General features: G+C 63.4%; 24 protein-coding genes. 14 read left to right on the forward strand and 10 right to left on the reverse strand.

The window, feature by feature from the left end:
* Positions 1-1,312: DNA translocase FtsK (locus VB618_RS10170; protein WP_329796525.1), on the reverse strand; the 1,312-nt coding region annotated here is incomplete at its 3' end.
* A gap of 326 nt (positions 1,313-1,638) precedes the next feature.
* Between VB618_RS10170 and VB618_RS10175 the strand changes: the two genes are divergently transcribed.
* Genes VB618_RS10175 through VB618_RS10185 form a run of 3 tightly spaced genes read left to right on the forward strand, consistent with a single transcriptional unit; the run spans position 1,639 to position 3,619 of the window.
* Positions 1,639-2,019, forward strand: coding sequence for a hypothetical protein (locus tag VB618_RS10175; RefSeq protein WP_329796526.1), 381 nt, complete (start codon positions 1,639-1,641; stop codon positions 2,017-2,019).
* Positions 2,020-2,059: 40 nt separating this feature from the next.
* The gene (locus VB618_RS10180; protein WP_329796527.1) at positions 2,060-3,007 is read left to right on the forward strand and encodes a DUF1775 domain-containing protein; all 948 of its coding nucleotides are present in this window, start codon (positions 2,060-2,062) and stop codon (positions 3,005-3,007) included.
* 12 nt (positions 3,008-3,019) lie between these two features.
* Positions 3,020-3,619, forward strand: coding sequence for an SCO family protein (locus VB618_RS10185; protein WP_329796528.1), 600 nt, complete (start codon positions 3,020-3,022; stop codon positions 3,617-3,619).
* A gap of 337 nt (positions 3,620-3,956) precedes the next feature.
* Here VB618_RS10185 and VB618_RS10190 read toward each other — a convergent pair whose 3' ends face one another.
* The 3 genes from VB618_RS10190 to tesB form a co-directional block, all read right to left on the reverse strand.
* Positions 3,957-5,303, reverse strand: a complete 1,347-nt coding sequence (locus VB618_RS10190; RefSeq protein ID WP_329796529.1) for an ammonium transporter — start codon at positions 5,301-5,303, stop codon at positions 3,957-3,959.
* Positions 5,304-5,337: 34 nt separating this feature from the next.
* Complete coding sequence (locus VB618_RS10195; protein ID WP_329796530.1) at positions 5,338-5,676, reverse strand: P-II family nitrogen regulator; 339 nt, start codon at positions 5,674-5,676, stop codon at positions 5,338-5,340.
* A gap of 385 nt (positions 5,677-6,061) precedes the next feature.
* Positions 6,062-6,922 (reverse strand): acyl-CoA thioesterase II, encoded by an 861-nt coding sequence (gene tesB / locus VB618_RS10200; protein ID WP_329796531.1) that lies wholly within the window; start codon positions 6,920-6,922, stop codon positions 6,062-6,064.
* 142 nt (positions 6,923-7,064) lie between these two features.
* Here tesB and VB618_RS10205 point away from each other — a divergent pair, with 142 nt between their 5' ends.
* Complete coding sequence (locus VB618_RS10205) at positions 7,065-8,330, forward strand: ubiquinone biosynthesis hydroxylase (protein ID WP_329796532.1); 1,266 nt, start codon at positions 7,065-7,067, stop codon at positions 8,328-8,330.
* Between the two features lie 94 nt (positions 8,331-8,424).
* On the forward strand, positions 8,425-10,482 hold the full coding sequence (locus tag VB618_RS10210) for a cadherin domain-containing protein (protein WP_329796533.1): 2,058 nt from the start codon (positions 8,425-8,427) through the stop codon (positions 10,480-10,482).
* 14 nt (positions 10,483-10,496) lie between these two features.
* Here VB618_RS10210 and VB618_RS10215 read toward each other — a convergent pair whose 3' ends face one another.
* Entirely contained in the window at positions 10,497-10,928 is a 432-nt protein-coding gene (locus tag VB618_RS10215; protein ID WP_329796534.1) for a MerR family transcriptional regulator, read from the reverse strand.
* Positions 10,929-10,996: 68 nt separating this feature from the next.
* Between VB618_RS10215 and VB618_RS10220 the strand changes: the two genes are divergently transcribed.
* On the forward strand, positions 10,997-11,740 hold the full coding sequence (locus VB618_RS10220) for a cation transporter (protein WP_329796535.1): 744 nt from the start codon (positions 10,997-10,999) through the stop codon (positions 11,738-11,740).
* Between the two features lie 60 nt (positions 11,741-11,800).
* Here the strand turns inward: VB618_RS10220 and ppa are convergent, their stop codons facing one another.
* Both ppa and VB618_RS10230 read right to left on the reverse strand, forming a co-directional pair.
* Positions 11,801-12,328 carry an inorganic diphosphatase gene (gene ppa, locus VB618_RS10225; protein WP_329796536.1) on the reverse strand — a complete coding sequence of 176 codons (528 nt, stop codon included), beginning with the start codon at positions 12,326-12,328 and terminating at the stop codon, positions 11,801-11,803.
* A 250-nt stretch (positions 12,329-12,578) separates the two neighbouring features.
* A complete protein-coding gene (locus VB618_RS10230; RefSeq protein WP_329796538.1) occupies positions 12,579-13,085 on the reverse strand; it encodes a GNAT family N-acetyltransferase in 507 nt (168 codons plus the stop codon).
* Between the two features lie 323 nt (positions 13,086-13,408).
* On the opposite strand from VB618_RS10230, the gene VB618_RS10235 reads away from it, so the two are divergent.
* From VB618_RS10235 to VB618_RS10245, 3 genes are all read left to right on the forward strand, one after another.
* Positions 13,409-15,475 carry a calcium-binding protein gene (locus VB618_RS10235; RefSeq protein WP_329796539.1) on the forward strand — a complete coding sequence of 689 codons (2,067 nt, stop codon included), beginning with the start codon at positions 13,409-13,411 and terminating at the stop codon, positions 15,473-15,475.
* Positions 15,476-15,620: 145 nt separating this feature from the next.
* Entirely contained in the window at positions 15,621-17,888 is a 2,268-nt protein-coding gene (locus tag VB618_RS10240; protein WP_329796540.1) for a glycosyltransferase, read from the forward strand.
* On the forward strand, positions 17,881-18,225 hold the full coding sequence (locus VB618_RS10245) for a hypothetical protein (protein WP_329796541.1): 345 nt from the start codon (positions 17,881-17,883) through the stop codon (positions 18,223-18,225). Before VB618_RS10240 ends, VB618_RS10245 begins: the two co-directional genes overlap by 8 nt.
* Before the next feature lie 169 nt (positions 18,226-18,394).
* Here VB618_RS10245 and acnA read toward each other — a convergent pair whose 3' ends face one another.
* A complete protein-coding gene (gene acnA / locus VB618_RS10250; RefSeq protein ID WP_329796542.1) occupies positions 18,395-21,100 on the reverse strand; it encodes an aconitate hydratase AcnA in 2,706 nt (901 codons plus the stop codon).
* Between the two features lie 220 nt (positions 21,101-21,320).
* On the opposite strand from acnA, the gene ccmA reads away from it, so the two are divergent.
* From ccmA to VB618_RS10265, 3 genes are read left to right on the forward strand one after another with little or no spacing between them, the layout of a single operon-like run.
* Positions 21,321-22,064, forward strand: coding sequence for a heme ABC exporter ATP-binding protein CcmA (ccmA, locus tag VB618_RS10255; protein WP_329796543.1), 744 nt, complete (start codon positions 21,321-21,323; stop codon positions 22,062-22,064).
* Positions 22,061-22,729, forward strand: a complete 669-nt coding sequence (gene ccmB, locus VB618_RS10260; protein WP_329796544.1) for a heme exporter protein CcmB — start codon at positions 22,061-22,063, stop codon at positions 22,727-22,729. The genes ccmA and ccmB overlap by 4 nt, the downstream gene beginning before the upstream one ends.
* A gap of 8 nt (positions 22,730-22,737) precedes the next feature.
* A complete protein-coding gene (locus VB618_RS10265; RefSeq protein WP_329796545.1) occupies positions 22,738-23,214 on the forward strand; it encodes a GNAT family N-acetyltransferase in 477 nt (158 codons plus the stop codon).
* A 15-nt stretch (positions 23,215-23,229) separates the two neighbouring features.
* On the opposite strand, the gene VB618_RS10270 is transcribed toward VB618_RS10265, so the two are convergent.
* Complete coding sequence (locus VB618_RS10270) at positions 23,230-23,931, reverse strand: ArsR/SmtB family transcription factor (RefSeq protein WP_329796547.1); 702 nt, start codon at positions 23,929-23,931, stop codon at positions 23,230-23,232.
* A 77-nt stretch (positions 23,932-24,008) separates the two neighbouring features.
* On the opposite strand from VB618_RS10270, the gene VB618_RS10275 reads away from it, so the two are divergent.
* Both VB618_RS10275 and VB618_RS10280 read left to right on the forward strand, forming a co-directional pair.
* Entirely contained in the window at positions 24,009-24,338 is a 330-nt protein-coding gene (locus VB618_RS10275; protein ID WP_329796548.1) for an NIPSNAP family protein, read from the forward strand.
* Positions 24,335-24,700 (forward strand): antibiotic biosynthesis monooxygenase family protein, encoded by a 366-nt coding sequence (locus tag VB618_RS10280; RefSeq protein WP_329796549.1) that lies wholly within the window; start codon positions 24,335-24,337, stop codon positions 24,698-24,700. Before VB618_RS10275 ends, VB618_RS10280 begins: the two co-directional genes overlap by 4 nt.
* On the opposite strand, the gene VB618_RS10285 is transcribed toward VB618_RS10280, so the two are convergent.
* Positions 24,684-25,673: a M23 family metallopeptidase gene (locus VB618_RS10285; RefSeq protein WP_329796550.1), complete on the reverse strand. Its 990-nt coding sequence runs from the start codon at positions 25,671-25,673 to the stop codon at positions 24,684-24,686. The two genes, VB618_RS10280 and VB618_RS10285, sit on opposite strands and share 17 nt — an antisense overlap.
* Between the last annotated feature and the right edge of the window lie 12 nt (positions 25,674-25,685).

The following is a 25,685-nucleotide window of genomic DNA, read 5'->3' on the forward strand; positions in this document are numbered from 1 at the left end:
CCGCGCTCATGGAGCGCGCGATGTCGTCGGCCAAGGAGATCACCCGCGACGACTTCGTCCCAGGCGCAGGCTCAAGCTCATACAATGTGACTACGGGGCCGGGATTGACCTTGGAGATGGCGCCGCGGACGCCGAAATCCTCCAGGGTGCTTTCAAGCAGGGCGGCGTTCTGCTCCAGGGCGTCGGCCGAGATCGTGGGACCCGCCGGGCGCTTGGGCTCGGCGAGCAGGCCGAGCTGTGGCAGCTGGTAGTTCTCCTCGTCGAGGAGCGAGGGCTGGGCCTCACGGGCCATACGCTTGCCGGCCTTCGGCGCCGTATGTGCCGGCGCGACCCGGGGCGGGGCAAGCTCGGGCCTGACGGCAGCTCGAGCCGGGGGAGCATCGTCCACGTCCCAGGGAGCCTCGTCATCGTCGTGCATGGGAGCGGAGGCCGGCATCGGCCGTGGGCGCGCCGGTGCGCCATCGAGGACGGGCTCGCGACGCTGTCCCGGCTGGCGGGCGGAGCGCTTCACCGGTGCAGGCGTGTCCTCATAATCCTCGTCGGGGGCGCCGCGGCCCTCCCGCCAGCGCCGGGCGGCAGCGCGCAGGCTCATGGCCCCATGGGCGAGCGCCCCAAGGGACACGATGCCCCAGCCGGGCTCGTCATGGCCGATCTCCTCGGCCTCGTCCCAATCCTGAATCCTGCGGCGGCGGACCGGCACGGGATCCTCGATCTCCTCCGGCTCTTCGCCATGCCTCTCGTCCGCCGGTCCGAGGCCGCAGGCTGCCGAGAGGGTCAAGATGGCGACGCCTGCGAACAAAAAGCCCAGCACTGCGCTGGCCGAGCCGCTGGACAATCCCGTGATAGCCTTGGCACCGGCCAGGATCGCATCGCCGACCACGCCGCCGAGGCCCGTGGGCAGCGGCCAGCTCTGGGTCGGGGGCAGGGCGCTGGCCAGCGCCGTCGCGGCGCCCGCGCCGATGACCCAGAGGGCCACGCGCAGCTGCAGGCGGCCGAGCGCGCCCGACTTCATGAGCCGCCAGCCCCACAGCGCCAGGGGCAGCACGGCCGCAATGGCGCCGAGGCCTAAGAGCTGCATGAAGAGATCGGCCACAATGGCGCCGGGCCAGCCGATGAGGTTGCGGACCGGCAGGTCGGTGGCGTTGTTCAGGCTCGGATCGTCCACCGACCAGGTGGCCAGCGCCACGGCGACCGCGCCCGCGAAGGCGATCAGGCACAGGCCCGTCAGCTCCTGGGCCCGACGGGCCAGGAAGGCTCTCAAGGAGCTGAAGAGGCCATCATAGGCGGAGGAAGAACGGCGGGCCGCGCGCATCAAACCACTCTGAAAAACCACAGGACGAGACACTATTGCCAGGATGCTAGCGCGGGCGGGTTAAGGGTCCTTTAACCGTAAGTGCATCGGGTGGGGAAAAGTGGTGCTGCATCCATCCTCCCTCTCCCGTGCGGGAGAGGGCCGGGGTGAGGGCAGGCCGGCGCAGGATGAGGTGCATCGGGTGACGCGTTGCAGCGGAGACGGTGGTGCTTTGCTGGTGAAGTGTCATTCCCTCACCCCTGCCCCTCTCCCACACGGGAGAGGGGACGGTGGAGTGGCCTTATGCGCGGTTGACGTCCGAACACCAAAAGATCACTGTCCCGGCCATGAGACGCAGGACCTCCGCACAGGGCTGGACGCGCGCCACTATTGCGGCGGTGATGGCCTATGCCTTCGTCCTGCAGGCCCTGTTGCTGTCCGCGAGCGGCGCCGTCCATGCGGCGGCCGCCGCCGAGCCGCTGGGGATCATCTGCCTGCAGGACGGCTCGTCCTCGCCCGATCATTCTCCCGCGAAAAACCACGCGAATCTCTGCTGCACCTTGAGCTGCCACGGCTCGGGAGCGGCAGGTCCCGCTCCGATGGCGGTTATCCTCGGGCGGATCGCACCTCTTGCCGTCGCAGGCAGCCGCGTCGTGGACCCGCCGCGCTTGCGCCTTACCTCCAACGTCCTGCCCCTGGGATCGCGCGCGCCGCCGCGCCTCGGCTGATTACCGATTTCGACTCCCAATTCTGCAAGGACTTCCATCCATGACGTCTTCCCGCATCGGCGCGCTTGCTGCCGCGCTCATTGCCGTTTCTTCTCCCGCTCTCGCCCATGTCAGTTTCGAGAACGGGCAGGCGACGCCCAATTCCACCTACAAGGTCACCTTGCGAATCCCGCACGGCTGCGACGGCAAGCCAACCCTGAAGGTGCGCGTCCGGATCCCCGAGGGGGTCGTCGCCGTCAAACCCATGCCTAAGTCCGGCTGGAAACTCGAGACCACCAAGGGCGCTTATGTGCGCGCCTATCAGGTTCACGGCGAGGCAGTGTCGGAGGGCGTCACCGACATCGTCTGGACCGGCTCCCTCGACGACGCTCATTACGACGAGTTCGTGTTCCAGGCCCGCTTCACCGATGCCTATCAGCCGGGCGCCACGGTGCACTTCCCGGTGGTGCAGGAATGCGACAGCGTGGCAGAGGAATGGACGCAAGTGCCCGCCGCCGGCGAGGATCCGCACAGCCTGAAAGCTCCCGCGCCCGGCGTGAGGATCGTGGCTGCCCAAGGCGCGGCCGCGGTCGCGCCCGCGATGGTGAAGGCCGGGTCCCTGACCCTCGAGCAGCCCTGGTCGCGCGCCACTCCCGGCGGCGCCAAGGTGGGCGGCGGTTACGTGCGCATCACCAACACCGGCACGGCACCTGATCGCCTCACCGGCGGTTCGCTCTCTCTGGCGTCAAAAGTCGAGGTGCATGAGATGAGGCTTGAAGGCGACGTCATGCGCATGAAGGCCGTAGAGGGCGGGCTCGAGATCAAGCCCGGCGCCACCGTCGAACTGAAGCCCGGCGGGCTCCATCTCATGTTCGTCGACCTGAAGGAGCCGCTGAAGGAGGGCCAGACCGTGAAGGGAACGCTCACCTTCGAAAAGGCAGGCCCCATCGAGGTGGAATACACCGTGCGCGGCATGGGCGGGGCTGCTCCCGCCGAGCACAAGCACTAAGGAGGCACAGCGATGAACCCGAAACGTCTTCTCGTGCCGCTCCTCGTCTTCACGGCGGGGCTCCTGGTGCTCGTCGTCACGGCGGGCCTGCTTCTGTTTCCCTCGCAGCCGCAGCAGAGCGCCGGCAAGGTGCCGATCGGCGGCCCGTTCAAGCTCACGAGCCACGAGGGCAAGCCGTTCACGGCGGAGAACCTGAAGGGCAAGCCCTTCGTGGTGTTCTTCGGCTTCACCCATTGCCCGGAGGTCTGCCCGACGACGCTCTACGATCTGACGCAGGACATGGCCGCATTGGGCCAGGATGCCTCAACCCTGCAGGCGGTGTTCATCACGGTCGATCCGGAGCGCGACACGCCGGAGCTGATGAAGACATATCTTGAATCCTTCGATCCGCGCATCGTCGGCCTCACCGGCACGCAGGAGGAGATCGCCGCGGCGGCGCGCGCCTACAAGATCTACTACCGCAAGGTGCCGACGGACGGCAGCTACACCATGGACCATTCGGCGACGCTGTTTCTCATGGACAGCAAGGGCGAGTTCTATGGCACGTCCAACTTCCAGGAGCCGGAGGAGACGCGGCGCTCGAAGCTGCGGCAGCTCGTGAAGAATGGGTGAGTTTGTAAATGTCATCCCGGACGGCGCAAGCCGATCCGGGATCGCTAGACGAGTAGAGCGCGGGCACACCTCTCCCAGTGGGAGAGGTCGCGCCTTCAGGCGCGGGTGAGGGGTTACAGGTCTATCCGGACAGGACACTAACCCCTCACCCCAGCCCTCTCCCTCAGGGAGAGGGAGTTCAGAGCGACATCCTGAACCCGATCCCGGATCGGCTGCGCCGTCCGGGATGACACTGTTGAAATAATAAGAAAAGCCCCGACCGTCGTGACCGGGGCTTTTCCGTTCGAGCCTCTGGAAGGCTTCGTTGCCGCATCGCCTGTGGCGATGCAGGTTTGGCTTAGTAGTTGTAAGCGCGCTCGCCGTGGTCGGCGAGGTCGAGGCCTTCGCGTTCCTGGTCGTGCGTGACGCGCAGGCCGACGATGGCGTCGGTGATCTTGAAGAGCACCAGGGAGCCAATGCCGGTCCAGACCAGCGTCACCACCACGGCAATGGTCTGCGTCACCAGCTGGCCGCCGATCGAATACTCGCCGACGCCGTAGCCGCCGAGCGAGGGAGCGGCCACGATGCCGGTGCCGATGGCCCCGATGATTCCGCCGACGCCGTGGATGCCGAACACGTCCAGCGCGTCGTCATAGCCGAGCGCGTTCTTCACGCCCGTCACCGCGAAGTAGCAGACCGCGCCGGCCACAAGCCCGAGCACGATGGCGCCCATCGGGCCGGACAGGCCCGCGGCCGGCGTGATGGCCACAAGGCCTGCAACTGCGCCCGACGCGATGCCGAGCAGCGAAGACTTGCCCTTGGCAAGAGCTTCCACGGTCATCCAGGCGAGGCCTGCCGCGCACGGCGCCACGATGGTGTTGAGGAGCGCCAGCGCCGCGCCGCCCGTGGCCTCGAGGTTGGAGCCCGCGTTGAAGCCGAACCAGCCGACCCAGAGAAGGCAGGCGCCGACGAAGGTGAGCGTCAGCGAGTGCGGGGCGAGCAGGTCGCGGCCGTAGCCGATGCGCTTGCCGATGAGCAGGGCGCCGATGAGGCCGGCCACGCCCGAGTTGATGTGCACCACCGTGCCGCCCGCGAAGTCGAGAGCGCCGAGGCCGAAGAGATAGCCTTCCGAGAACCACACCATGTGGGCGATGGGCAGATAGACGAAGGTCAGCCACAGGCCGGTGAAGAGCATCACGGCCGAGAACTTGATGCGCTCGGCGAATGCGCCGACGATCAGCGCCGGCGTGATGGCCGCAAAGGTGAGCTGGAAGGCGATGAAGGTGAATTCCGGAATCGCCACGCCCTTGGTGAAGGTGTCGGCGGTGGAATCCGTGGTCACGCCGGAAAGAAACGCCTTCGAGAAGCCGCCGATGATCGCGCCGAGCACGCCTTCGCCGCCGGACGTGAAGGCGAGCGAGTAGCCGTAAGTGACCCACAGGATGCCCACGAGGGAGAACACAGCGAAGACCTGCATGAGCACGGAGAGCATGTTCTTGGTGCGCACCAGGCCGCCATAGAACAGGGCCAGCCCCGGAATCGTCATGAGGATCACCAGGATCGTCGAGACGAGCATCCAGGCGGTGTCGCCCTTGTTGACCGTGGGAGCAACCGCTGCGGCATCCTGCGCCAGGGCAGGGTTGAGAGCTAAGAGACCTATACCCAGCGCACCGAGCGCCGGCAGGAGGAAAGGACGGAACGTCATCGGATCGAACCTCGAAAAATCAGCAAAAAGGGGATTAAAGGGCGTCGCCGTCGGTCTCGCCGGTGCGGATGCGGACAGCCTTTTCGAGCGAGGTGACGAAGATCTTGCCGTCGCCGATCTGGCCCGTGCGCGCGGACGCCGTGATCGCCTCGATCACCGGGTCGACCAGCTCGCTTGCCACGGCCACCTCGATCTTCAGCTTCGGCAGGAAGCTCACGGCATATTCGGCGCCGCGATAGATTTCGGTGTGGCCCTTCTGCCGGCCGTATCCCTTCACCTCGGTCACGGTGAGGCCGTGCACGCCGAGGTTGGTGAGCGCGTCGCGCACTTCCTCGAGCTTGAACGGCTTGATGACCGCCATCACAATTTTCATGGGTCAGGCCCCCTTTGCTTGCGTCTTCCCGAAAGTGCGGGCGACGGTTCCAACGTGAACCCGGCTCTAGGTCCGGGTGTCGGAGGGCTTTATGCAAGTATCGTGCCAAGCCTTGCGGGCTATGGAGGGCGGCCACTGCCTCTTTTCGAGGCAGTGGGAGTTTGGCGGGAAAGTAGCCTTTGTGATGAATTTTTGGGCAGTAGAGTGAGGGCCAAGCGGAGCGCAGGTTTACCTCTCCTTGAGGGAGAGGTCGGACCGGAGGTCCGGGTGAGGGGTTACTGTCCTCTCCGGATAGCGCTCTCCCCCTCACCCGCCGCACTGACGTGCGTCGACCTCTCCCCATTGGGGAGAGGTGGACTGGCTCCGCGAGCTCAAAAGCTGAAACTCAGCGACGGCGCTCGCGAATGAGGCCTTCCTGGGCGACCGACGCGATCAGGGTTCCGTCCTGCCTGAAGATGAGGCCGCGTGACAGGCCGCGGGCGCCGGCGGCATTCGGCGTGTCCTGCGCGTAGAGCAGCCATTCGTCGGCCCGGAACGGCCGGTGGAACCACATGGCGTGGTCGAGGCTCGCCGGCTGGATCTCGGGCTCGAACACCGTCCGGCCATGGGGAATGAGCGACGTGTCGAGGAGCGTCATGTCGGACGCGTAGGCGAGCACGCTCTGATGGATTGCCGGATCGTCCGGCAGGCGGCCGGTGGTCTTGATCCACACATGGAAGCGCGGCTCGCCCGGATCGCGCGACATGTAGCGGTTGAGCTCCACGGGCCGGATCTCCAGCGGGCGCTCGCGCTCATAATAGGTGCGCATGGGCTCCGGCATCTTGAGGATCAGGCCGCCCTTCACCTCCTCCTCGCTGGGGAGTTCATCCGGACCAGGAACCTTGGGCATCTCGGCCTGATGGGCGAAGCCGTCCTCCTCCAGATGGAAAGACGCCGACATGGAGAATATCGCCTGCCCGTGCTGGATCGCTAGGACCCGGCGCGTGGTGAAGCTCTTGCCGTCGCGGATGCGGTCGACCTCGTAGATGATCGGAACCTTGGGATCGCCCGGCAGCATGAAGTAGCAATGGAGCGAGTGGGGATGGCGCCCGTCCACCGTGCGGGTGGCGGCCACCAGCGCCTGCCCGATCACCTGCCCGCCGAACACCCGCTGCCAGCCACTCTTGGGGCTCTGGCCGCGAAAGAGATTCACCTCGAGCTGTTCGAGGTCGAGGATGGAGAGAAGGTCGGTGACGGCGCGGGACATGGGCTTCAAAAATCCTTGGGCTTCGAAATCCTGTGATCACGAACGGTCATCCATCGGGGAGCGGCCTCGACACGTCAAGCTTGACGCTGGTCAATGATTGGCTGACACCCACCTATAACGTCTGGAGCAAGGAGATGGAGCGATGAGCGCAGCAACAGGCTCGGCAACACCGCGCATCGTCATCGCGGGTGGCGGTCTCGCCGGGTTGTCTCTCGCGCTGGCGCTGAAGAGCGCGCTCACGGACGGAATCGACGTGGTCATGTGCGATCCAGCGCTCAAGCGCGATCCACACGGCGACAAGCGCTCCTATGCCATCGCGGCCGCCGCGCGCCGGATGCTGACGGCGCTAGGCGTGTGGGACCAGGTGGCGCAGCGCGCCCAGCCCATTTTGGACATGGTGATCACCGACAGCCGCCTGCAGGATCCGGTGCGCCCGACCTTCCTCACCTTTGCCGGCGAGGTGGACGGCCACGAGCCCTTCGCCCACATGATCACAGCCGGCAATCTCACGGCCGCGCTGCTCGAGGCCTGCCGTGCGACTGGCGTGGATTTGAGGCTCGAGGGCGTGAAGGGCTTTGCCGTTCAGGGCACCCGCACCGATGTGACCCTGACCGATGGCGACATTCTGCCCGCCGCCCTGCTGGTCGCGGCCGATGGCGGGCGGTCGCGCCTGCGCGAACAGGCAGGCATTGGCTGGATCTCCTGGCCCTATCGGCAATCCGGCATCGTCGCCACCATCGCCCATGAGCGCGACCACGAGGGCCGGGCGGTGGAGCACTTCCTGCCCTCCGGCCCCTTCGCGATCCTGCCCCTCAAGCCCGAGCCTCAAGGAGACGGCAGCGTGCAGCACCGCTCCTCCATCGTCTGGACCGAGCGCGCCGAGAACGTTCCGCCCCTGCTGGAGTCACATTCTGAGGATCTGCTCCTCGAATTGGAGCGCCGCTTCGGGCTGCAGCTGGGAAAGCTCTCCTTCGAGACGAAGCCGCAGGCCTTCCCCCTGTCCTTCGGCGTGGCGCGCAGCTTTGTGGCCGAGCGTCTGGCGCTGCTCGGCGACGCCGCCCATGTAATCCACCCGATCGCTGGGCAAGGGCTCAATCTCGGCCTGCACGATGCGGCGGCGCTCGCTGAGATCATCACAGACGCCATGCGCCTTGGCATGGATCCGGGTGCGGCCGACGTGCTCGACGGTTACGAGCGAGCCCGCCGCACCGACATCACCGCCATGGGCGTGATCACGGACGGGCTCAACCGGCTGTTCTCCAATGACGTGCTACCCGTGCGCCTGATCCGCGACTTAGGGCTTGGCCTCGTCGACCGCATGCCGGGCCTGAAGCGCTTCTTCATCCGCGAGGCGGCGGGACTGACCAGGCGGGAAGCACCGCGGCTGCTCAAAGGTGAGGCGCTATAGGGTACCTCCGGATTCGAGCTTCGAAGGAATTCCTTTTAGACATGTGATAATATAGTGTTTGAGTATCGTTCTCCCGTCACGCTGCGGATGCTTCATGCCCAACATCATCTACACCAATCTAGACCAGCTTCCTCCAAGTGGCACGGAGGCGCGGCTCGAATTGGCCGGGTTCGGTCTGGTCGTGATCGATCTTGACATCACGAGCGATACTGGCGCTGTGATCAAAGCCAACGAGACGGATCACATCCTGATCCGGAAGGACAGGACCATCACTGGTCAGACCGATGGAATCGTACTGACGGGGCACAGCAGCACCATCACCAACGAGGGCTCCATCCGGTCCCTGTCCGAGACCGGGGCAGCCATCCGCCTCTCGGGCGCGGTCACCTACTCGGTCGTCAATTCTGGAACGATCACGTCTGCAGGTCTTGCCATCCAAGGCAGTGCGGGCGTCGATCGGATCATCAATGCAGGGACACTGCAGACGGCGTCCAATTCGGCCAATGCCGTTCTTCTGGATCTGGGGGCAGGCAACGACTTATTCGAGGGTGTTCTCGGCACGGCGACCGGCGGTACCATCAAGCTCGGACTCGGTAACGACACCGCCTTCGGTGGCGCAGGATCGGAGATCTTTTCCGGCGGGGCAGGCGACGACGTCCTCTTCGGAGGCGGCGGCAGCGACACGGCCGATTACTCGGAGGCGACCGGCGGTGGTGTGAACGTCGATCTCAGCAGGACGACGGCTCAGACCATCCATGGCAACCAAGGCGTCGACATCCTCATCGACATTGAGAATGTCATCGGAAGCTCCGATAATGACACCCTCATCGGCAATACGGGCCAGAATGTCCTCAAGGGAGGCGGCGGCCAAGATGTTCTGCAGGGCGGATCGGGCAACGACACGCTCGAGGGTGGGGACGGCAACGATGTCCTCGACGGTGGACAGGGCAACGATCTGCTCGATGGCGGTGCCGGCACCAACACGGCCCGCTACACCGGTTCCTCCGGAGCCAAGGTCGATCTTCGCATCGTGGGGGCTCAGGATACCGGCAGTTACGGCTCCGACACCCTTGCCGGAATTGTGAATCTCGAAGGCGGCTCCGGCGCCGACCATTTCATCGGCAGCGACGAGAACAACCGGTTGAACGGCGCGGGCGGAAACAACACGCTCGAGGGCGGCAAGGGTAACGACACGCTCACCGGTGGGTCCGGGGAGAACACGGCCGTGTTCTCCGGGGCGAGCGGCGAATACAACAGGGTCAAGAACGACGATGGCACGTTCACGATCACCCATGCGCGAGGAACCCAGGCGGACGGCACCGATACGCTCAAGGATGTGCGTCTGGTGAAGTTCTCCGACACAACCCTCGCGCTTACTAACGCCAATCCGACCGACATCTCCCTGTCAGGAACATCCGTGTCCGAGGACAAGGCTGTGGGTTCTGTCCTGGGAACCCCACGCGGCACCGACCCGGATGACGATGACCTGACCTTCAGCCTCGTGTCGAACCCGAATGGCATCTTCGGCCTGAACAGCAGTGGCGAGCTCGTGCTGTTGAAGGCGCTCGATTACGAGGCGGCGGCGCAGCATACGATCATGATCAAGGCCGAGGACAAATACGGCGGCGTCCTCACCGAGACCTTCACCATCAATGTGCGGAACGTCGTTGAGACGACTCCGCTGGTCCACTCCGGCACCTCGAAAGGGGAGCAGGTGACAGGTGAGTCTGGTCATGACCGGCTCTTCGGCCTGGGTGGCAACGATGCGCTCTTCGGCCAGATTGGTAACGACACGCTCGCCGGGGGAACGGGAAAGGATACTCTCGTTGGCGGGACCGGCAGAGACGTGTTCGTGTTCGACCAGAGACCAAACGCGAAATCGAACCTCGACTACATTCAGGATTTCAACCCAGCGGACGACACCGTTCACCTGTCGCGGAAGATCTTCACCAAGATCGCGAAGGGTGCCCTGTCGAGCAAAGCCTTCGTCACAGGCAACCAGTTCAAGGACGAGGACGACCGGATCCTCTACTACAAGCAGGGCGGCGCCCTGTTCTACGATCCGGACGGGTCCGGATCGGCCAAGGCGATCCAATTCGCCAGTCTCTCAAAGAACCTCAAGATCAGCCACAAAGACTTCTTTGTCATCTGAGGTTGGACGGCGCCCTAGCCAACCTTGCCATGCTCATAGCGGCACTCGTCGTGATTGGCCAGCACCTGGATGATCCGGCATTCTCGCACGGGTCCATGCCGGCAATCCTCCAGCATGTGTCGCAGCTCGGAGCGCAGGAGCGTCAGCTGCGCGAGGCGGCGTTCCACGCTTTGCAGATGCCGCAGCACGATCTCGTCCGCCGGCTCGCAGGGCTGATCAGGACGGGCACTCAGGCTTAAAAGCTCGCGGATGGCCTCTACCTCGAAGCCGAGATCCCGCGCATGGCGGATGAAGCGCAGGCGCGATACGTCCTCGGGGCCGTAGCGGCGCTGGCGCCCCTCCGTGCGCGGCGGGGCGGGAAGCAGGCCGATCTGCTCGTAGTAGCGGATGGTCGGCAACTTCACGGCAACCCGGCGCGACAGGTCCCCAATCGACAAATCCATCATTTTTCCTCTTGAACCTCTAGTCGCTAGAGATTGTACAACTCGGCACAACGCATGAAAAGGAGATTCGGATGAGCGCAGGTCACAGTCATGAGCGCGGGGCGTGCTGCTCGTCTCATGAGCATCACGTGCATAAGAGCTCGACCCCTGCAATCCCTCACAGTCACGCCGAGGAGGCTTGCGGCTGCGATGGGGGTGTGCCGGTCTTCGATGGGGTCGACCCGCGCTACAAGCGCGTGCTCTGGACCGTGATCGCGATCAATGCCGCCATGTTCGTCACAGAGATCGTGGCAGGCCACCTTGCCCGCTCGCAGGCTCTCCAGGCCGATGCCCTCGACTTTCTCGGCGACACGGTGACCTACGGCTTGAGCCTCGCGGTGATAGGTGCATCCTTGCGCACCCGCGCCACGGCCGCCTTGTTCAAGGGACTGAGCCTCTCGCTGATGGGCGCCTGGGTGCTGGGCTCGACTCTCTACCATGTGCTGATCCTCGGCCTGCCGCGGGCTGAGATCATGGGTGTGATCGGCCTCCTCGCGCTGGCAGCGAACGTCACCAGCGTGCTCCTGCTGATGCGCTACAAGGACGGCGACGCCAATGTCCGCTCGGTCTGGCTCTGCTCGCGCAACGACGCCATCGGCAACGTGGTCGTCACCGGGGCAGCCGGCGCGGTCTGGTGGACTGCAAGCGCCTGGCCGGATCTGATCGTGGCTAGCCTCATGGCCGGGCTGTTCCTGTCCTCAGCGGTGCAGATCCTGCGGCAGGCTTGGGCCGAGTACCGCAGCACCGATCCGGTCGCACCTGTCCCGGCCGAGTAGCTGTCAAAGAAAAGGCCAGGCATTTGCCTGGCCCTTCGTTTCAGGTGCGGAAACGGCGCTTTACTTCTTGGCGCGCTCGACCGCCTCCACAATCAGGCGCTTGGCCTCTTCGGCATCGCCCCAGCGGATGATCTTGGCCCATTTGCCGGGCTCGAGATCCTTGTAGTGCTCGAAGAAGTGCTCGATCTGCTTGATGGTGATCTCCGGCAGATCCGTATAGTTCGCCACCCGGTCGTAGCGCTGGGTCAGCTTGCTCGACGGAACGGCGATGATCTTCTCGTCCTGACCGGCGTCGTCCTCCATCACGAGAACACCGACCGGACGCACGTTCATGACCGCGCCGGGCACGATGGCGCGGGTGTTGGCCACCAGCACGTCGCAGGGGTCGCCGTCGCCCGACAGGGTATGGGGAATGAAGCCGTAGTTTCCGGGGTACCGCATGGCGGTGTAGAGGAAGCGGTCTACGACGAGCGCGCCGGATTCCTTGTCCATCTCGTACTTGATGGGCTCGCCGCCGATCGGCACTTCGATCACGACATTCACGTCGTCCGGCGGGTTCTTTCCAATCTTGATCGCGTCAAGGCGCATAGAGCTGTTCTCCGGAACAAGTCATGAGCATCCTCGCAGGCGAGGCGTCCCGTGTTTGAAGGGAACGCCGTGACACCGGTGAAAATGCGGCAGAAGCTGGGCTTGAGAGCGGCTTGAGCCGATGCTCGAAGAGCCGCTCCCTGAAGCTGGACGCTTCACTAGCCGGAGCGGGCTCCGGCAACAAGGAGTGACGGTTGGAATTTTTAGGGCCTTTAGCCGAAAGGCGACCTCACTCCAAGGCGCGTCAGCGTCAGCGGAAGAGAAAGGCCACCTTGGCAAGCGGCGTTCCGCCGATGCGCTCCTCGATGCGGGCGATCCTCTGCCCGCCCATGCCGCCGTAGAAGGCGCAGGCGCGGGTGTTGTCCTCCAGTGCCCAGACAACGACCTTGTCGAGCTCCCGGTGCCGGAGGTCGTTGCGCACCGCCTTGAACAGGCGCCGCCCGAAGCCGATGCCTTGATACTCGGGCAGCAGGTAGAGCTCGTCGATCTCGCCGTTCGCCGGCAGCGACCGGTCGCGGCAGCGGCCGTAAGAGGCATAGCCGATGGCGCCCTGGCCGAGATCCAGCACCACGAGTGGGCGCCCGCGGGACACGGTTGAGCGCCACCAGCGCTCGCTGCGCCTGGAAAACATCTTCTCGAGGGTCACACCCGGGATGATGCCGGAATACGCCTCGCGCCAAGCCGTGTCGAAGACCTTCGAAAGGAAAGCCGCATCATCGGGCTTCGCATGACGGATACTGACGAGAAGGTCGCTCATGGCTTTGGCAAAACGGGTGAGAGAGGCAATAAATTCAGTTTCCGCGCGAAAGGGTTAATGGGGCCTTAACAACCCGGAAGCCAGCTGATGAGAGCGTGGCGTCTTAAGCGCAACCAGTGAGATGGGAGCTAAGTCAAATCGCCGCAATGGGCCAAAAGCTGTTCATGAAGAGATAGATCGCGTTCTGAAGACACGCACAAGCGGTGATTGTGTCAGCTTCGCAATCTGCAGATAGTACTAAATATTCCTTGCTCGAGTAAGGAGTCCTACCCAAGAGGAAGAGTAGAAAACGCCTTCTTCCTCTTGGGAGGGGCAATAGAGCCGTGGCCGATTATCTTCATGATTCTCCCTCAAATACCTATCGGCTCGAACCGGACACGCAGGATTTCTCCCTATCCGAGGTGCATGGGCAAGGTGCGGCCAATGTTGAGGGAAACCTCCGGGACAATGTCATCACCGGCAATGATGCCAATAATAGTCTCGATGGCAACGGTGGTGCCGATACGCTGATCGGCGGCCTTGGCGACGATCAGTATTTCGTCGACAACTCGGACGATGTGGTGATTGAAGGCCCGGCGGATGGAAGCGTCGACGAGGTCATCGCCTACATCTCCTACAGCCTTCCCGCCAACGTCGAGACGCTCGTACTGCGCGGCCTCGATCCGATCGACGGCATCGGCAACGATCAGGCCAATGCCCTCATCGGCAATTCGGTGAACAACCGAATGCTGGGCGGCAATGGCGATGACAGGCTGTTCGGGGGCGACGGCAACGATACCCTGGACGGCGGGGCTGGCGCGGACCTTCTCTGGGGTGATGCTGGTGACGATACTTTCATCATCGATGAGGACAATGAGATTACCGAAGACCCTAATGCGGGCATCGACTGGGTCATCGCTTCGTTCGGCTACACGCTCGGGTCCAATCTTGAAAATCTTCGGCTGAGCGGAGCCTTGCCGCTCACGGGCATCGGCAACGGTCTCGACAATTACCTGATCGGCGCCCAGGGCAATGATACCCTGGAGGGCCATGACGGACAGGACACCTTGGACGGCGGCGCGGGAGCCGACAGGCTCGAGGGTGGCGCAGGAGATGATGTCTACGGGATCGATCACGCGGATGATCGTGTCCTTGAAATCGGCGGTGCCGGCCATGACCGGGTCGAGACGCTCGTCAGCTACAGCCTTGCGGTCTTTGTGGAAGATCTGTTTGCGGCCGGCAGCGCGCCTTTAAGTCTCGTGGGCAATGCCCTCGCCAATTCCATCCAGGGAAATGCCGCTGCCAATACGCTCGACGGTAGTGCGGGAGCGGACACGCTGGCAGGAGGGCAAGGCAACGACACCTATGTGGTGGACGGCCTGGATACGATCATCGAGCTGGTAGGTGGCGGCATCGATACGATCCTGAGCGCCCTGAGCTATAGCTTGGATGAGAGCCTGGATCACCTTACCGCCACGGGGCAGATAGCCGTGACCCTGACAGGCAATGCTCTCGACAACATCATCACAGGAAACGCAGCCGCCAACACCCTCGATGGAGCCGCCGGCGCGGATCATCTTCTGGGCGGAGCAGGCGGCGATACCTACATCGTCGATGGATCGGATTGGATCACGGAGCTTGCGGGCGAAGGGATCGATACCGTTCTGGCAGGCTCGTCCTACACCCTCGGGGCCGATCTGGAAAACCTGATCGCGTCCGCACCAGGGGCGATCGACCTGACAGGCAATAGCCTGAACAACACATTGATCGGAAATGATGCAGCCAATCGCCTGGATGGCGGTGCCGGCAGCGACGTGCTGCGTGCAGGCGCAGGGGACGACATCTATGTGGCCGACGGGGCGGATACGATCATCGAGGAGGCAGGCGGTGGAACCGATACCGTGATTGCCGGCACAACCTTCTCGCTGCTGCCGTTCGTCCATGTGGAGAACCTCAAGGCAGCGACGGGCCGGTCCAACATCGCGATGACCGGCAACAAGAGTGCCAATGCGCTCACCGGCAATGAGGGGGCCAACAAGCTCTATGGCGGTGACGGCAACGATCAGCTGAAAGGCGGGTCGGGCAAGGACGCGTTCGTGTTCAACACGAAGCTAAGCAAGAGCACGAACGTGGACAAGATCCTCGACTTCTCCTCCTCCGCCGACAGCATCTTCCTGGAGAACAAGATCTTCACGAAGCTGGGCTCAGGCTCGTCAAAGGGCAAGAAGCTCACCTTAGACATGTTCGTGGAGGGAGGTCGGGCCAGGGACAAGGAGGACCGGATTATCTACGACAAGAAGACAGGTACGCTCTCCTACGACAAGGACGGTGCCGGTGGCGCAGCTCAGGTAAAAATCGCCACGCTGACCAACAAGGCCAAACTCTACTATCACGACTTCTTCGTCATATGAGTCCATAGAATGGAGCGCTCCATTCTATTCGGAACTAGCGCCCGCTCTCATTGGAAGAGTGGGTGCAAGGCGGCAGCAAAAGGACAAGCCTAGAGACCGAGCGGAGGAGCGCAGCAATGATGTTGAGGAATTAACCTCAATCAGGATGATCGCCCTCCTGCGCTCCGCATCTCACATCGGCATGGTCATCGGCTTTTCGAATTGCAATAAAATCATATTGCTTGCATTTATAGCAGCTGATTCCGGATCCGATGCGCACTGTGCCTGCTCACGGATGATCGAAGTTGGAAGTATATTGATGGTAAAATTTCCTATTCACGCATCGATTGTCCTGAACATCCATCGCGAAGCCGTCTTTTTGCGCCGCACGCTTCTTTCTCTGGCCGAAGCAGCAGACTTTGCCCGTTCGAAAGGAGTCTGCCTCGAGCTTGTTGCCGTTCTTGACAGAACGGACGATCAGACGCGCCAGATTCTCGCATCGTTCAATCTGAATACTTACCAGAGCACCAAGATCATCGAAGTCGACAACGGCTCGCTTGGATTGTCCCGCAATGATGGTATCAACCACTCGTCAGGAGAGTTTATCTTCACGGCAGATGCGGACGATCTCGTATCTTACAATTACTTTCATACTATCTTGATGGAAGCCCAAAGCAGGGGGAAAAACTCCCTATACTTCCCCGAAGCTGTTCTGAGCTTCGGGGATGAGCCATTGATCGCGCTCTACAAAGGATCGGAGGTCGTGCCTCCCAAGGCGTTCGTTGATGGGCAGCCCTATATCTCCCGAGTCTGCGCTCACAGGGACATATTCCTCAGCATTCCCTACTGGGATGTGCATCTTCAGAAAGGTTATGCTTACGAGGATTGGCACTTCAATGCAGAAGCGGTCGCTCTGGGCGTGGATATCCACACGGTCCCCAAAACCGTTCTGTTCTATCGCCAAAGGGCCGGAAGTCTCTTGAAGGCGGCGGATGTGATGTCTGTCCGGCAGATTCCGCCGACCCGACTCTTCGAGCCCGAAACCTTCCTGAAGCTCTCACGGCGTTACGAGCAGGACCGTGCCATGGGAGCCGAACAACTGAGATCCGCCCCTCCCCAAACAATGCGTTGGTCCATCGATGATCCCAGCATCAAGGACTTTATTTGGCGGGCCAATGCGATCGAGCCGTCCATCTTGGCCGAGAAATATGCTGCCTGCCAGATCCTCCGGAATTTCACGCAAGATTATCCTCTGGGCACGGCTTATCTTGATCTATGCGCTGTTGTCAGGGACCGAGACTTCAGCGACGTGTTTCTGCTGCCCTTCATGCCACGCGGCGGCGCGGAGAAATACTTCGTCAGCCTCATGGAAGCGATGTACGAGATCGACCCTTTCAAGAACTTTCTCGTCATTCTGGGGGAGCGTATCGACAAGTCGCGTTGGATGGACCGCTTGCCGCCAAACGTGGTGGTCGTCGACATGGCTCTCCATTGCCGCTCGCTCTCGCTGGATCAGCGCTGCCTGCTGACCTTGAAAATCATCGAGACGTGCCCTCCCGAGACGCGGATCCATATGCGTAATTCCGCTTTTGCCGATAAATTCCTGGATCTCTATGGCGTTGTCTTGAAGGATCAGGAGACAATTTATTACCAGTTTGCCGACATAGAACGCATTAAAAACGGTCAACGCTCAATCGTTCATTCTTCGCTCGGCCTCATCGCCGACAACCTCGATCATCTTTCCAAGATCGTCTGCGACAACAAGACAACGATCGAAAAGGATCATCATCGGCTCGGCGTGCAGACTCATAAATGGCATTGCCTTTATGCCTCAGTCGAGGCACCAGCAGTACTGCCGTCTCGCGAGGTCGATGCCTACCGGCGCATTCTCTGGGCTTCGCGGCTGGATATGGAGAAGAGACCGTCCCTGCTTCCCCTGATAGCCTCGCGTCTCAGCCGCAGCGCTCCCGATGTCTGCATGGATGTGTTCGGCGGATCCGTGTCGGAGGGGTTCAATCCCCGGCTGCTGGAACGCCTGCCCAACCTTCGATACCACGGACCCTACGACGGCTTCGGCTCCCTGCCGCTCTCCAAGTCTTCGATCTTTCTCTATACGAGCCTGCATGATGGAATCCCTAACGTCATTCTTGAAGCCATGAGCCACGGCCTCGCGGTCATCGCTCCGGATGTCGGCGGCATTTCAGAGGTCGTCGACGGAGAAACCGGGATCCTGCTGCCCTCGCTGGCAGATGACCGCGACATGGCGGATTCCTATGTAAAGGCCATTCGCAGACTCGTGAGCGATCCCAACCTTGTCCGCGCGTTTGCTGAGAAAGGCCAAGCCCTCGTCCGCAGAGTCCATTCGCCCGACGCCTATAAGGCCCGGGTCACCGATCTTTTTGGCCTTCATCAGGAGCAGTTCGAGCATGCTTAAGAAGAGCGATATCCAGCCGTCGCCTTGCGGCTCCGAAGACCTTGAATATTACAAGTCGCTTGCGCGCCTTGCGGAACGGCGGGCACGGGACATCCGTCGGATCGCAGCCCTCGAACGGGAGCAGCTGGAGAAGCATGCTGTCGATAGGGGAATCACGATGGCCAAGGCGGAACTGGAGGAACTCCGGAGAACGCATACAATTCTGGCAACCTCGCGAGCGCATGCATTGGCTAACGCCTATATACGTCTTGCCACGGGAGATTCCTTCTTCGCCAAGGCCCTGCAGCCTCTCCGGTTAATCGCTCACATGGTGTTTCCGCAGACTCCAGGTGTCTAACCTCCTTACGATCAAGCGTGAGGCTGTGGCTTCGCGCTACTGCATCAGTAACTCTAAGCCATGTCGACAGACCAATCCATTAAGACAAGCGGGGCGCTCCATTGCTGGAGCGCCCCGCTTGTCTTAATGCCCGCTCTCACGTGAAGAGCGGGCATTTGAATATCTAGTATTACGCCGCGAGCTGGCGCAGGACGTAGTGCAGGATGCCGCCGTTGCGGAAGTACTCGACTTCCTCCAGCGTATCGATGCGGCAATGCACCGGCACGCGCTTCACCGAGCCGTCGGCGGAGGTGACTTCCATCTCCATGCGCATGCGCGGCTTGAGCTCGCCGGCGAGGCCTTTGATGGTGATGGTCTCGTCGCCCTTCAGGCCTAAGCTCTCCCAGGACGTGCCCTGCTCGAACACGAAGGGGGCCACGCCCATGCCGACCAGGTTCGAGCGGTGGATGCGCTCGAAGCTCTCGGCGATCACGGCGCGCACGCCGAGCAGGTTCGTGCCCTTCGCCGCCCAATCGCGGGACGAGCCGGTGCCGTATTCCTTGCCGGCAAGGATGATGAGCGGAACGCCTTCGTCCTTGTAGCGCATGGCGGCGTCGTAGATGAACATCCGCTCGCCCGACGGGTGATGGATGGTGTAGCCGCCCTCGACCACGTGCCCGCTCTCGTCCTTCACCATCTGGTTCTTGATGCGGATATTGGCAAACGTGCCGCGCATCATCACCTCGTGGTTGCCGCGACGGGTGCCGTACTGGTTGAAGTCGGCAACCAGCACCTGATGCGCCTGCAGGTATTCACCGGCCGGCGAAGCTGCGCGGATGTTGCCTGCGGGCGAGATGTGGTCGGTGGTGATCGAGTCCTGGAACAGGCCGAGGATGCGCGCGTTCAGGATGTCCGTGACGGGCTTGGGCTCCTTGGTCATGCCCTCGAAATAGGGCGGGTTCTGCACATAGGTGGATCCCATGTCCCACTCGTAGGTGAGGCCCGGCTCGAAGGTGACCTTGCGCCAGTTCTCATCGCCCGTGAACACGTCCGAGTAGCGGCTCTCGAACAGCTCGCTGGTGATCGTGCGGTCGATAAAGTCCTGCACTTCCGTGGAAGAAGGCCAGATGTCCTTCAGGTACACGGGCTTTCCGTCCTGGTCGTGACCCAGCGGATCGTTGACGAGATCAACCAGCATGGAGCCGGCGAGCGCGTAGGCCACCACCAGCGGAGGCGAGGCGAGGTAGTTCGCGCGCACGTCCGGGTTCACGCGGCCCTCGAAGTTGCGGTTGCCCGAGAGCACCGACACGGCCACGAGGTCGTTGTCGTTGATCGCCTTGGAGACGTTCTCCGGCAGCGGGCCCGAGTTGCCGATGCAGGTGGTGCAGCCGAAGCCGACGATATTGAAGCCGAGCGCATCGAGGTCGCCCTGGAGGTCCGCCTTCTTGAAGTATTCCTCGACGATCTGCGATCCGGGCGCCAGCGAGGTCTTCACCCACGGCTTGGATTTCAGGCCCTTCTTCACCGCGTTGCGGGCCAGCAGCCCTGCGCCGATCATCACGCTCGGGTTCGAGGTGTTGGTGCAGGAGGTGATCGCCGCGATCACCACGTCGCCGTGGCCGAGATCGTAATTGGCGCCGTCCACCTTCACGCGCTTGCCCATCTCCTGCGCCTTGCGGAACTCCTTCTCCATGGCGCCGAGGAACTCGGTCTTGGAGGTGTCCAGCGTCACGCGGTCCTGCGGGCGCTTCGGGCCGGCGAGCGACGGGACCACGTCGTTAAGGTCGAGCTCGAGGGTGTCGGTGAAGACCGGGTCGGCCATGTCGGGGGTGAGCCACATGCCCTGAGCCTTGGCATAGGCCTCGACGAGAGCGACGCGCTCATTCGTGCGGCTCGTGGTGCGCAGGTAGTCGATCGTCTTGACGTCGATCGGGAAGAACCCGCAGGTGGCGCCGTATTCCGGAGCCATGTTGCCGATGGTGGCGCGGTCGGCCACCGACATGTCGGTGAGGCCGGGGCCGTAGAACTCCACGAACTTGCCGACCACGCCCTTCTTGCGCAGCATCTGGGTGACGGTGAGCACGAGATCGGTTGCGGTCACGCCCTCACGGAGCTTGCCGGTGAGCTTGAAGCCGATAACCTCGGGAATGAGCATGGAGACCGGCTGGCCGAGCATGGCGGCTTCCGCCTCGATGCCGCCCACGCCCCAGCCGAGAACGGCAAGGCCGTTGACCATGGTGGTGTGCGAATCAGTGCCGACCAGGGTGTCCGGATAGGCCACTTCCTCGCCGGTCGCCGTGTCCTTCCGGGTCCAGACGGTCTGGGACAGGAATTCCAGGTTCACCTGGTGGCAGATGCCGGTGCCCGGGGGAACCACGGAGAAGTTCTCGAAGGCGGTCTGGCCCCATTTGAGGAAGCGGTAGCGCTCGCCGTTGCGCTGGTACTCCAACTCCACGTTGCGGTCGAAGGCCTTGGGCGTGCCGAACTCGTCCACGATCACCGAGTGGTCGATGACGAGATCGACGGGCACGAGCGGGTTGATCTTGCGCGGGTCACCGCCGAGGTTCTTCATGGCGTCGCGCATGGCGGCGAGATCCACCACGGCCGGCACGCCGGTGAAGTCCTGCATCAGGACGCGGGCAGGGCGGTAGGCGATTTCCTTCTCGGCCTTGCCCTTGTTGTCGAGCCAGGCGGCCACGGCCTCGATATCGGCCTTGGTGACCGTGCGGCCGTCCTCGTAGCGCAAAAGGTTCTCGAGCAGCACCTTCATGGAGAAGGGCAGTTTCGACGCACCCTTCAGGCCGTTCTTCTCGGCCTCGACGAGGGAGTAATAGGTGTAGGACTTGTCGCCGACTTTTAGGGTCTGGCGGGCATTGAAGCTGTTGTTGAGCGTCACGGCGAATCCTCGCGTGCATTTGGGTTACGAACATTGTGTTCGGCCGAAAGCGCGATATGCGCGCGCCGCTCCGGGGGCGCCCGGATAGGGGAGAAGCGCGCGAGACGGATTGGACGCCTTGGCGCGCGGCGCAGCCAGGGGTGCTATAGATCATTTCGAGCCATCCCGCTACACGGTTTAGAACCATTCTGGGGTGCAATCAGGGCAGGGGTCTTCGGGTTTGCGTCTGAGCGTTAACAATTTGGCCTGCGAACGAGGAGAGCGACGCATTTTCGAGGGCGTCTCGTTTACCCTGCAGGCAGGCGAGGCCCTGGTGATCACCGGCCGCAACGGCGCTGGCAAGTCCTCCCTCCTCGACATCCTGGCTGGGCGGCTCCATCCCGCTTCGGGTGCGATTCTGCTGGACGGTGCTGGCGAACGCACCCTGGCCGAGTGCCTGCACTATGTGGGCCATCGAGACGCCCTCAAGGCTGCGCTGACGGCCGAGGAGAATCTCACCTTCGCCCGCGACTTCCTCGGCAATCCGGCCCTGAAGCCACGCGATGCGCTTGAGGCGGTAGGCCTCGCCCATGCGGCCCGCCTGCCGGTTGCCTATCTCTCGGCCGGCCAGCGCCGCCGGGTGGCGCTCGCCCGGCTGCTCGTGGCGCATCGGCCGCTCTGGCTCCTCGACGAGCCGACCTCCGCCCTCGACACCGCTTCCCAGGAGATTCTGCGCCTGATTCTCGAAAGCCACCGGGAGAATGGCGGTATGATCGCGGCCTCAACCCATGCGCCGCTGTTCCTGGGAAATGCTAAGGAAATCAGGATCGAGCGCACGAAAAGCCCTCCCCCCTCTGCGGGGGAGGGTGCCGAGCGGAGCGAGGCGGGAGAGGGGCAGCCCTTGCTCTCCCACGCCCCCTCTCCCGGCCCTGCGGGCCACCCTCTCCCGTATAGGGGAAAGGGGAAAAGGGGCGAAACTCAATGATCCGCTCCTTCAACGCCCTCCTGGTCCGTGACCTGAAGCTTGCCGCCCGCGTCGGCGGCTCCGGTGTCATGGGGCTCATCTTCTTCCTGATGATCGTGACACTGATCCCCTTCGCGCTCGGACCCGATCTCAACCTGCTCTCGCGCATCGGCCCGGCCATCCTCTGGATCGCGGCTCTGCTCGCCACGCTGATCGGTCTCGACCGGCTCTTCCAGGCCGATCAGGAAGACGGGTCGCTCGATCTGCTGCGCCTCTCACACGCACCGCTGGAGATCGTGGTGCTGGCGAAAGTCGTCGCCTATTGGCTCGTCACGGGCCTGCCGCTCGCCCTTGCGGCGCCCTTTCTGGGGTTCCTCGTGGCCCTATCGCCCGAGGCTATGCTCGCCATGGTGGCGACCCTGATGGTGGGCACGCCCGCGCTCACCTTCATCGGCGCGGTCGGCGCGGCGCTGACCTCGTCGCTCCGGCGAGGCGGGCTGATCCTCGCCATCCTGGTCCTGCCCTTCATGATCCCGACCCTGATCTTCGGGGTCTCCGCCGCCAATGCGGCCATCGGCGGGACGATTCCCTTCGCAACACCGTTCCTGGTGCTCGTCGCCCTGTCGCTGATCGCCGCCGTGGTCGGCACGGTGGGCGCTGCGGCAGCCCTGCGGTCCGGAGAATAGACAAACCCATGACCGAACACCTCGTTATCCGCATGCGACGCTTTCTGGCCGATCCGGTGCCAGCCCCTGTCTGGCCGGCAGGGATCCGGCTCGTCCCGTTCGAGCCCGACCGGCACGCGGAAGCCGTCCATGCGCTGCTGGTGGAGGCCTATGCGCGGGGCGGCGGCATTGTTGAGCCCTTCGCGATCTGGTGGCCGAGCCTGCGGGATAATTCGGAATACGACCCAGCTCTGGTCTTTGTTGCAGCGGACGAGCAGGGCAAGATTGTCGGCTTGGCACAGTGCTGGACAAGCGCCTTCGTCAAGGATCTGGCGGTGGCTCCGTCGATGCGCCGGCACGGACTGGGCTCGGCGCTGCTGCATCAGGTGTTCCATGCCTTCCGCGGGAGGGGCGCTGCCTCCGTCGACCTGAAGGTGCATGCGGACAATCCGTCCGGTGCCCTGCGGCTCTACCGCTCTCTTGGCTTCAAGGAGGTCGAGTCCTAGAGGCTCGCCTGAGCGTCAGGCGGCCTGAGAGGCCTTATCCAAGATCGGCTTGAACGCAGCCTCGAATCCCTCCACGCCCTCACAGGTGAAGGCCAGCACACGCCCGGCCTCACGGCGGACCCATCCCGTCTCGATCATGCGCGACAGGATCGCGGCGCCGAGCGCCCCTCCGAGATGGCTGTGGCGCTCACTCCAGTCGAGGCAGGCGCGGCAGACGGGGCGACGGCCTTTTTCGAGCGCCGCGAGATCGATGCCGAACTCGGCGAAGAAGGCGCGGCCCTTATCTGTCAGAGCGAGATCCTGATCGCCATCGATGAAGCCATGTTGCCGGGCCGCTTTCAGCAGGGCGACGCCGCGCTCGCCGGCGAGGTGGTCGTAGCAGATCCGGGCGGACCGCAGCGCCGCATCCTTCGGGCCGGTGCGCACCCGGGTGGCGCCCGTGCGCTGGGCGAGGCCCATCAGGGCCTCCAACACCTGCGCCACGTCGGGGCCTGAGAGCCGGAAATAGCGGTGCCGTCCCTGCTTTTCCGCAGTGAGCAGATTCGCAGCATCGAGCTTGGCCAAGTGGCCGCTTGCCGTCTGGAGCGTGACGCCCGCCGCCTCGGCCAGTTCGCTCACGGTGAGCGCCCGCCCGTCCATGAGGGCGGTGAGGATGTTGGCGCGGGCCGGATCGCCCAGGAGCGCGGCAACAGACGCGATGACGGGACCTTCTTTCATAGTTCGATCGTAGCCGAAGCATCGGCGTCGATCAATCGGCTAAGACCGAACTGTGTCAGTCAATAAGGATGCTATCGATGATCACCTGCTTCATCCGCTACGAGATCGATCCCTTCAAGGTGGAGGCCTTCAATGAATACGCGCGCAATTGGGGCCAGGCGATTCCCCGCTGCGGCGGCGATCTGATCGGCTATTATGCGCCGCACGAGGGCTCCAGCACATTGGCTTACGGCGTGTACAACATCGAAAACTTGGCTGACTACGAGGCCTATCGCGAGCGCCTGAGGAACGACCCTCAAGGCCGTGCCAATTACGAATTCGCCAAGCGCGAGCAGTTCATCCGTCGGGAGGACCGCACCTTCCTGCGCCTCGCCTCGACCCCTCATGCGGAGCTGATCAAGCCATGATCGCGGTGATCTTCGAAGTCTGGCCGGACGGAGATGACGGAAAGCGGGATTATCTCGGTCTCGCCGCGGCGCTCCGCTCCGACCTCATGGGGATGGACGGCTTCATCTCCGTCGAGCGCTTCCAGAGCCTCAGCGAACCAGGCAAGCTCCTGTCCCTGTCGTTCTGGCGCGACGAGGAGGCGGTGCGGGCCTGGCGCAACCTGCCCTCCCATCGCACTACGCAAGGGGCGGGCCGCGACGGCGTCTTTCGGGATTACCGCCTGCGGGTCGCCAGCGTGATCCGCGACTACGGGTTGAACGAGCGCGACGAGGCTCCTGCCGATAGCCGCACGGCGCACGAGGGCATCACGGGCGCAGGCTGATGCCGAAGGCCTGCTCGATGGCGGGTTTTCCGTCCCGTTCGACCCGGTAGATTGCCCGGTAGAGGCCGGGGCGGAAGCCTCCTTGCGGCTGCTTCACGCCCGAAAACGCCATCCATTGCGCCTTGTCGCGATCAAGCGGCGGGGCCTTGTTCTGGGCGAGAGGCTTGCCGTCCGGATCGAACAGGGTGAGCGTCTGTACGTCGCCGCCCTTGAGCCCGATGGCGCGCACGAAGGCCACGAGGGCGGGAGAGCGCGTGGTGGGCGTCTCCTGCTCGGTTGCACCCGATTCGATCGCCTCCATCGTCACCGGGCCGGACGCGAAACCTTTGTTGAGCACGCTGCCGCCCTGATAGGCGAGAGTCTGCTGCAGAGAGTTCTCCCATAACGACTTGCCGCCGCCGCAGGACTTTTCCGGCGCGCCATAGGCGAAGGGATCGACCGGTTTGCCGTCCTTGCGCAGGGTGAAATGCAGGTGCGGGAACTCGGTCATGCCCGAAAGACCGACCTGTCCGATCCTGTCGCCGGCCTTCAGGGTGTCGCCCGACTTCACCTTGATTCTGCCCTTGGCCAGATGGCAGTACTGCGCCTCCCAGCCGTTGCCGTGATCGACCACGGCGCCGTTGCCGCATTCGGTGTTGGCGACGCTGTCGCGGCCGCGCCCGGTGAGGGAGACGTCCTCCACCCCGTCGCGGGTGCGCAGCACCTTTCCGTCGGCGGCGGCTACCACATCGACGCCTGCCTTCTGGGCCGCCATGGTGGGCACCCGAATGTCGGTGCCGTCATGCCCCTCGTAGGTGAGGGTGCCGCATTGGTAGTCACTCACCGAGGGCGAAGGATCACGGTCCACGTAGTGCTGGATGAAGCAGCTGCGCCCGATTTCGCAGGCGACCGGCAGGCGCAAGGTGATGTCCTGCGCCAAGGCCGGAGGCACAAGCAGGGTGAGGCCGAACAGGCTGGACAATCCAAGGCGCATGATCGCTCCGCA

The organism is Microvirga sp. CF3062, assembly GCF_036314045.1.
Lineage (GTDB): Bacteria > Pseudomonadota > Alphaproteobacteria > Rhizobiales > Beijerinckiaceae > Microvirga.

Coding starts and splice junctions, on each gene's coding strand:
- VB618_RS10175 (WP_329796526.1), top strand. CDS start 1,639: ATGAGACGCAGGACCTCCGCACAGGGCTGGACGCGCGCCACTATTGCG.
- VB618_RS10180 (WP_329796527.1), top strand. CDS start 2,060: ATGACGTCTTCCCGCATCGGCGCGCTTGCTGCCGCGCTCATTGCCGTT.
- VB618_RS10185 (WP_329796528.1), top strand. CDS start 3,020: ATGAACCCGAAACGTCTTCTCGTGCCGCTCCTCGTCTTCACGGCGGGG.
- VB618_RS10190 (WP_329796529.1), bottom strand. CDS start 5,303: ATGACGTTCCGTCCTTTCCTCCTGCCGGCGCTCGGTGCGCTGGGTATA.
- VB618_RS10195 (WP_329796530.1), bottom strand. CDS start 5,676: ATGAAAATTGTGATGGCGGTCATCAAGCCGTTCAAGCTCGAGGAAGTG.
- tesB (WP_329796531.1), bottom strand. CDS start 6,922: ATGTCCCGCGCCGTCACCGACCTTCTCTCCATCCTCGACCTCGAACAG.
- VB618_RS10205 (WP_329796532.1), top strand. CDS start 7,065: ATGAGCGCAGCAACAGGCTCGGCAACACCGCGCATCGTCATCGCGGGT.
- VB618_RS10210 (WP_329796533.1), top strand. CDS start 8,425: ATGCCCAACATCATCTACACCAATCTAGACCAGCTTCCTCCAAGTGGC.
- VB618_RS10215 (WP_329796534.1), bottom strand. CDS start 10,928: ATGATGGATTTGTCGATTGGGGACCTGTCGCGCCGGGTTGCCGTGAAG.
- VB618_RS10220 (WP_329796535.1), top strand. CDS start 10,997: ATGAGCGCAGGTCACAGTCATGAGCGCGGGGCGTGCTGCTCGTCTCAT.
- ppa (WP_329796536.1), bottom strand. CDS start 12,328: ATGCGCCTTGACGCGATCAAGATTGGAAAGAACCCGCCGGACGACGTG.
- VB618_RS10230 (WP_329796538.1), bottom strand. CDS start 13,085: ATGAGCGACCTTCTCGTCAGTATCCGTCATGCGAAGCCCGATGATGCG.
- VB618_RS10240 (WP_329796540.1), top strand. CDS start 15,621: ATGATCGCCCTCCTGCGCTCCGCATCTCACATCGGCATGGTCATCGGC.
- VB618_RS10245 (WP_329796541.1), top strand. CDS start 17,881: ATGCTTAAGAAGAGCGATATCCAGCCGTCGCCTTGCGGCTCCGAAGAC.
- ccmB (WP_329796544.1), top strand. CDS start 22,061: ATGATCCGCTCCTTCAACGCCCTCCTGGTCCGTGACCTGAAGCTTGCC.
- VB618_RS10265 (WP_329796545.1), top strand. CDS start 22,738: ATGACCGAACACCTCGTTATCCGCATGCGACGCTTTCTGGCCGATCCG.
- VB618_RS10270 (WP_329796547.1), bottom strand. CDS start 23,931: ATGAAAGAAGGTCCCGTCATCGCGTCTGTTGCCGCGCTCCTGGGCGAT.
- VB618_RS10275 (WP_329796548.1), top strand. CDS start 24,009: ATGATCACCTGCTTCATCCGCTACGAGATCGATCCCTTCAAGGTGGAG.
- VB618_RS10280 (WP_329796549.1), top strand. CDS start 24,335: ATGATCGCGGTGATCTTCGAAGTCTGGCCGGACGGAGATGACGGAAAG.
- VB618_RS10285 (WP_329796550.1), bottom strand. CDS start 25,673: ATGCGCCTTGGATTGTCCAGCCTGTTCGGCCTCACCCTGCTTGTGCCT.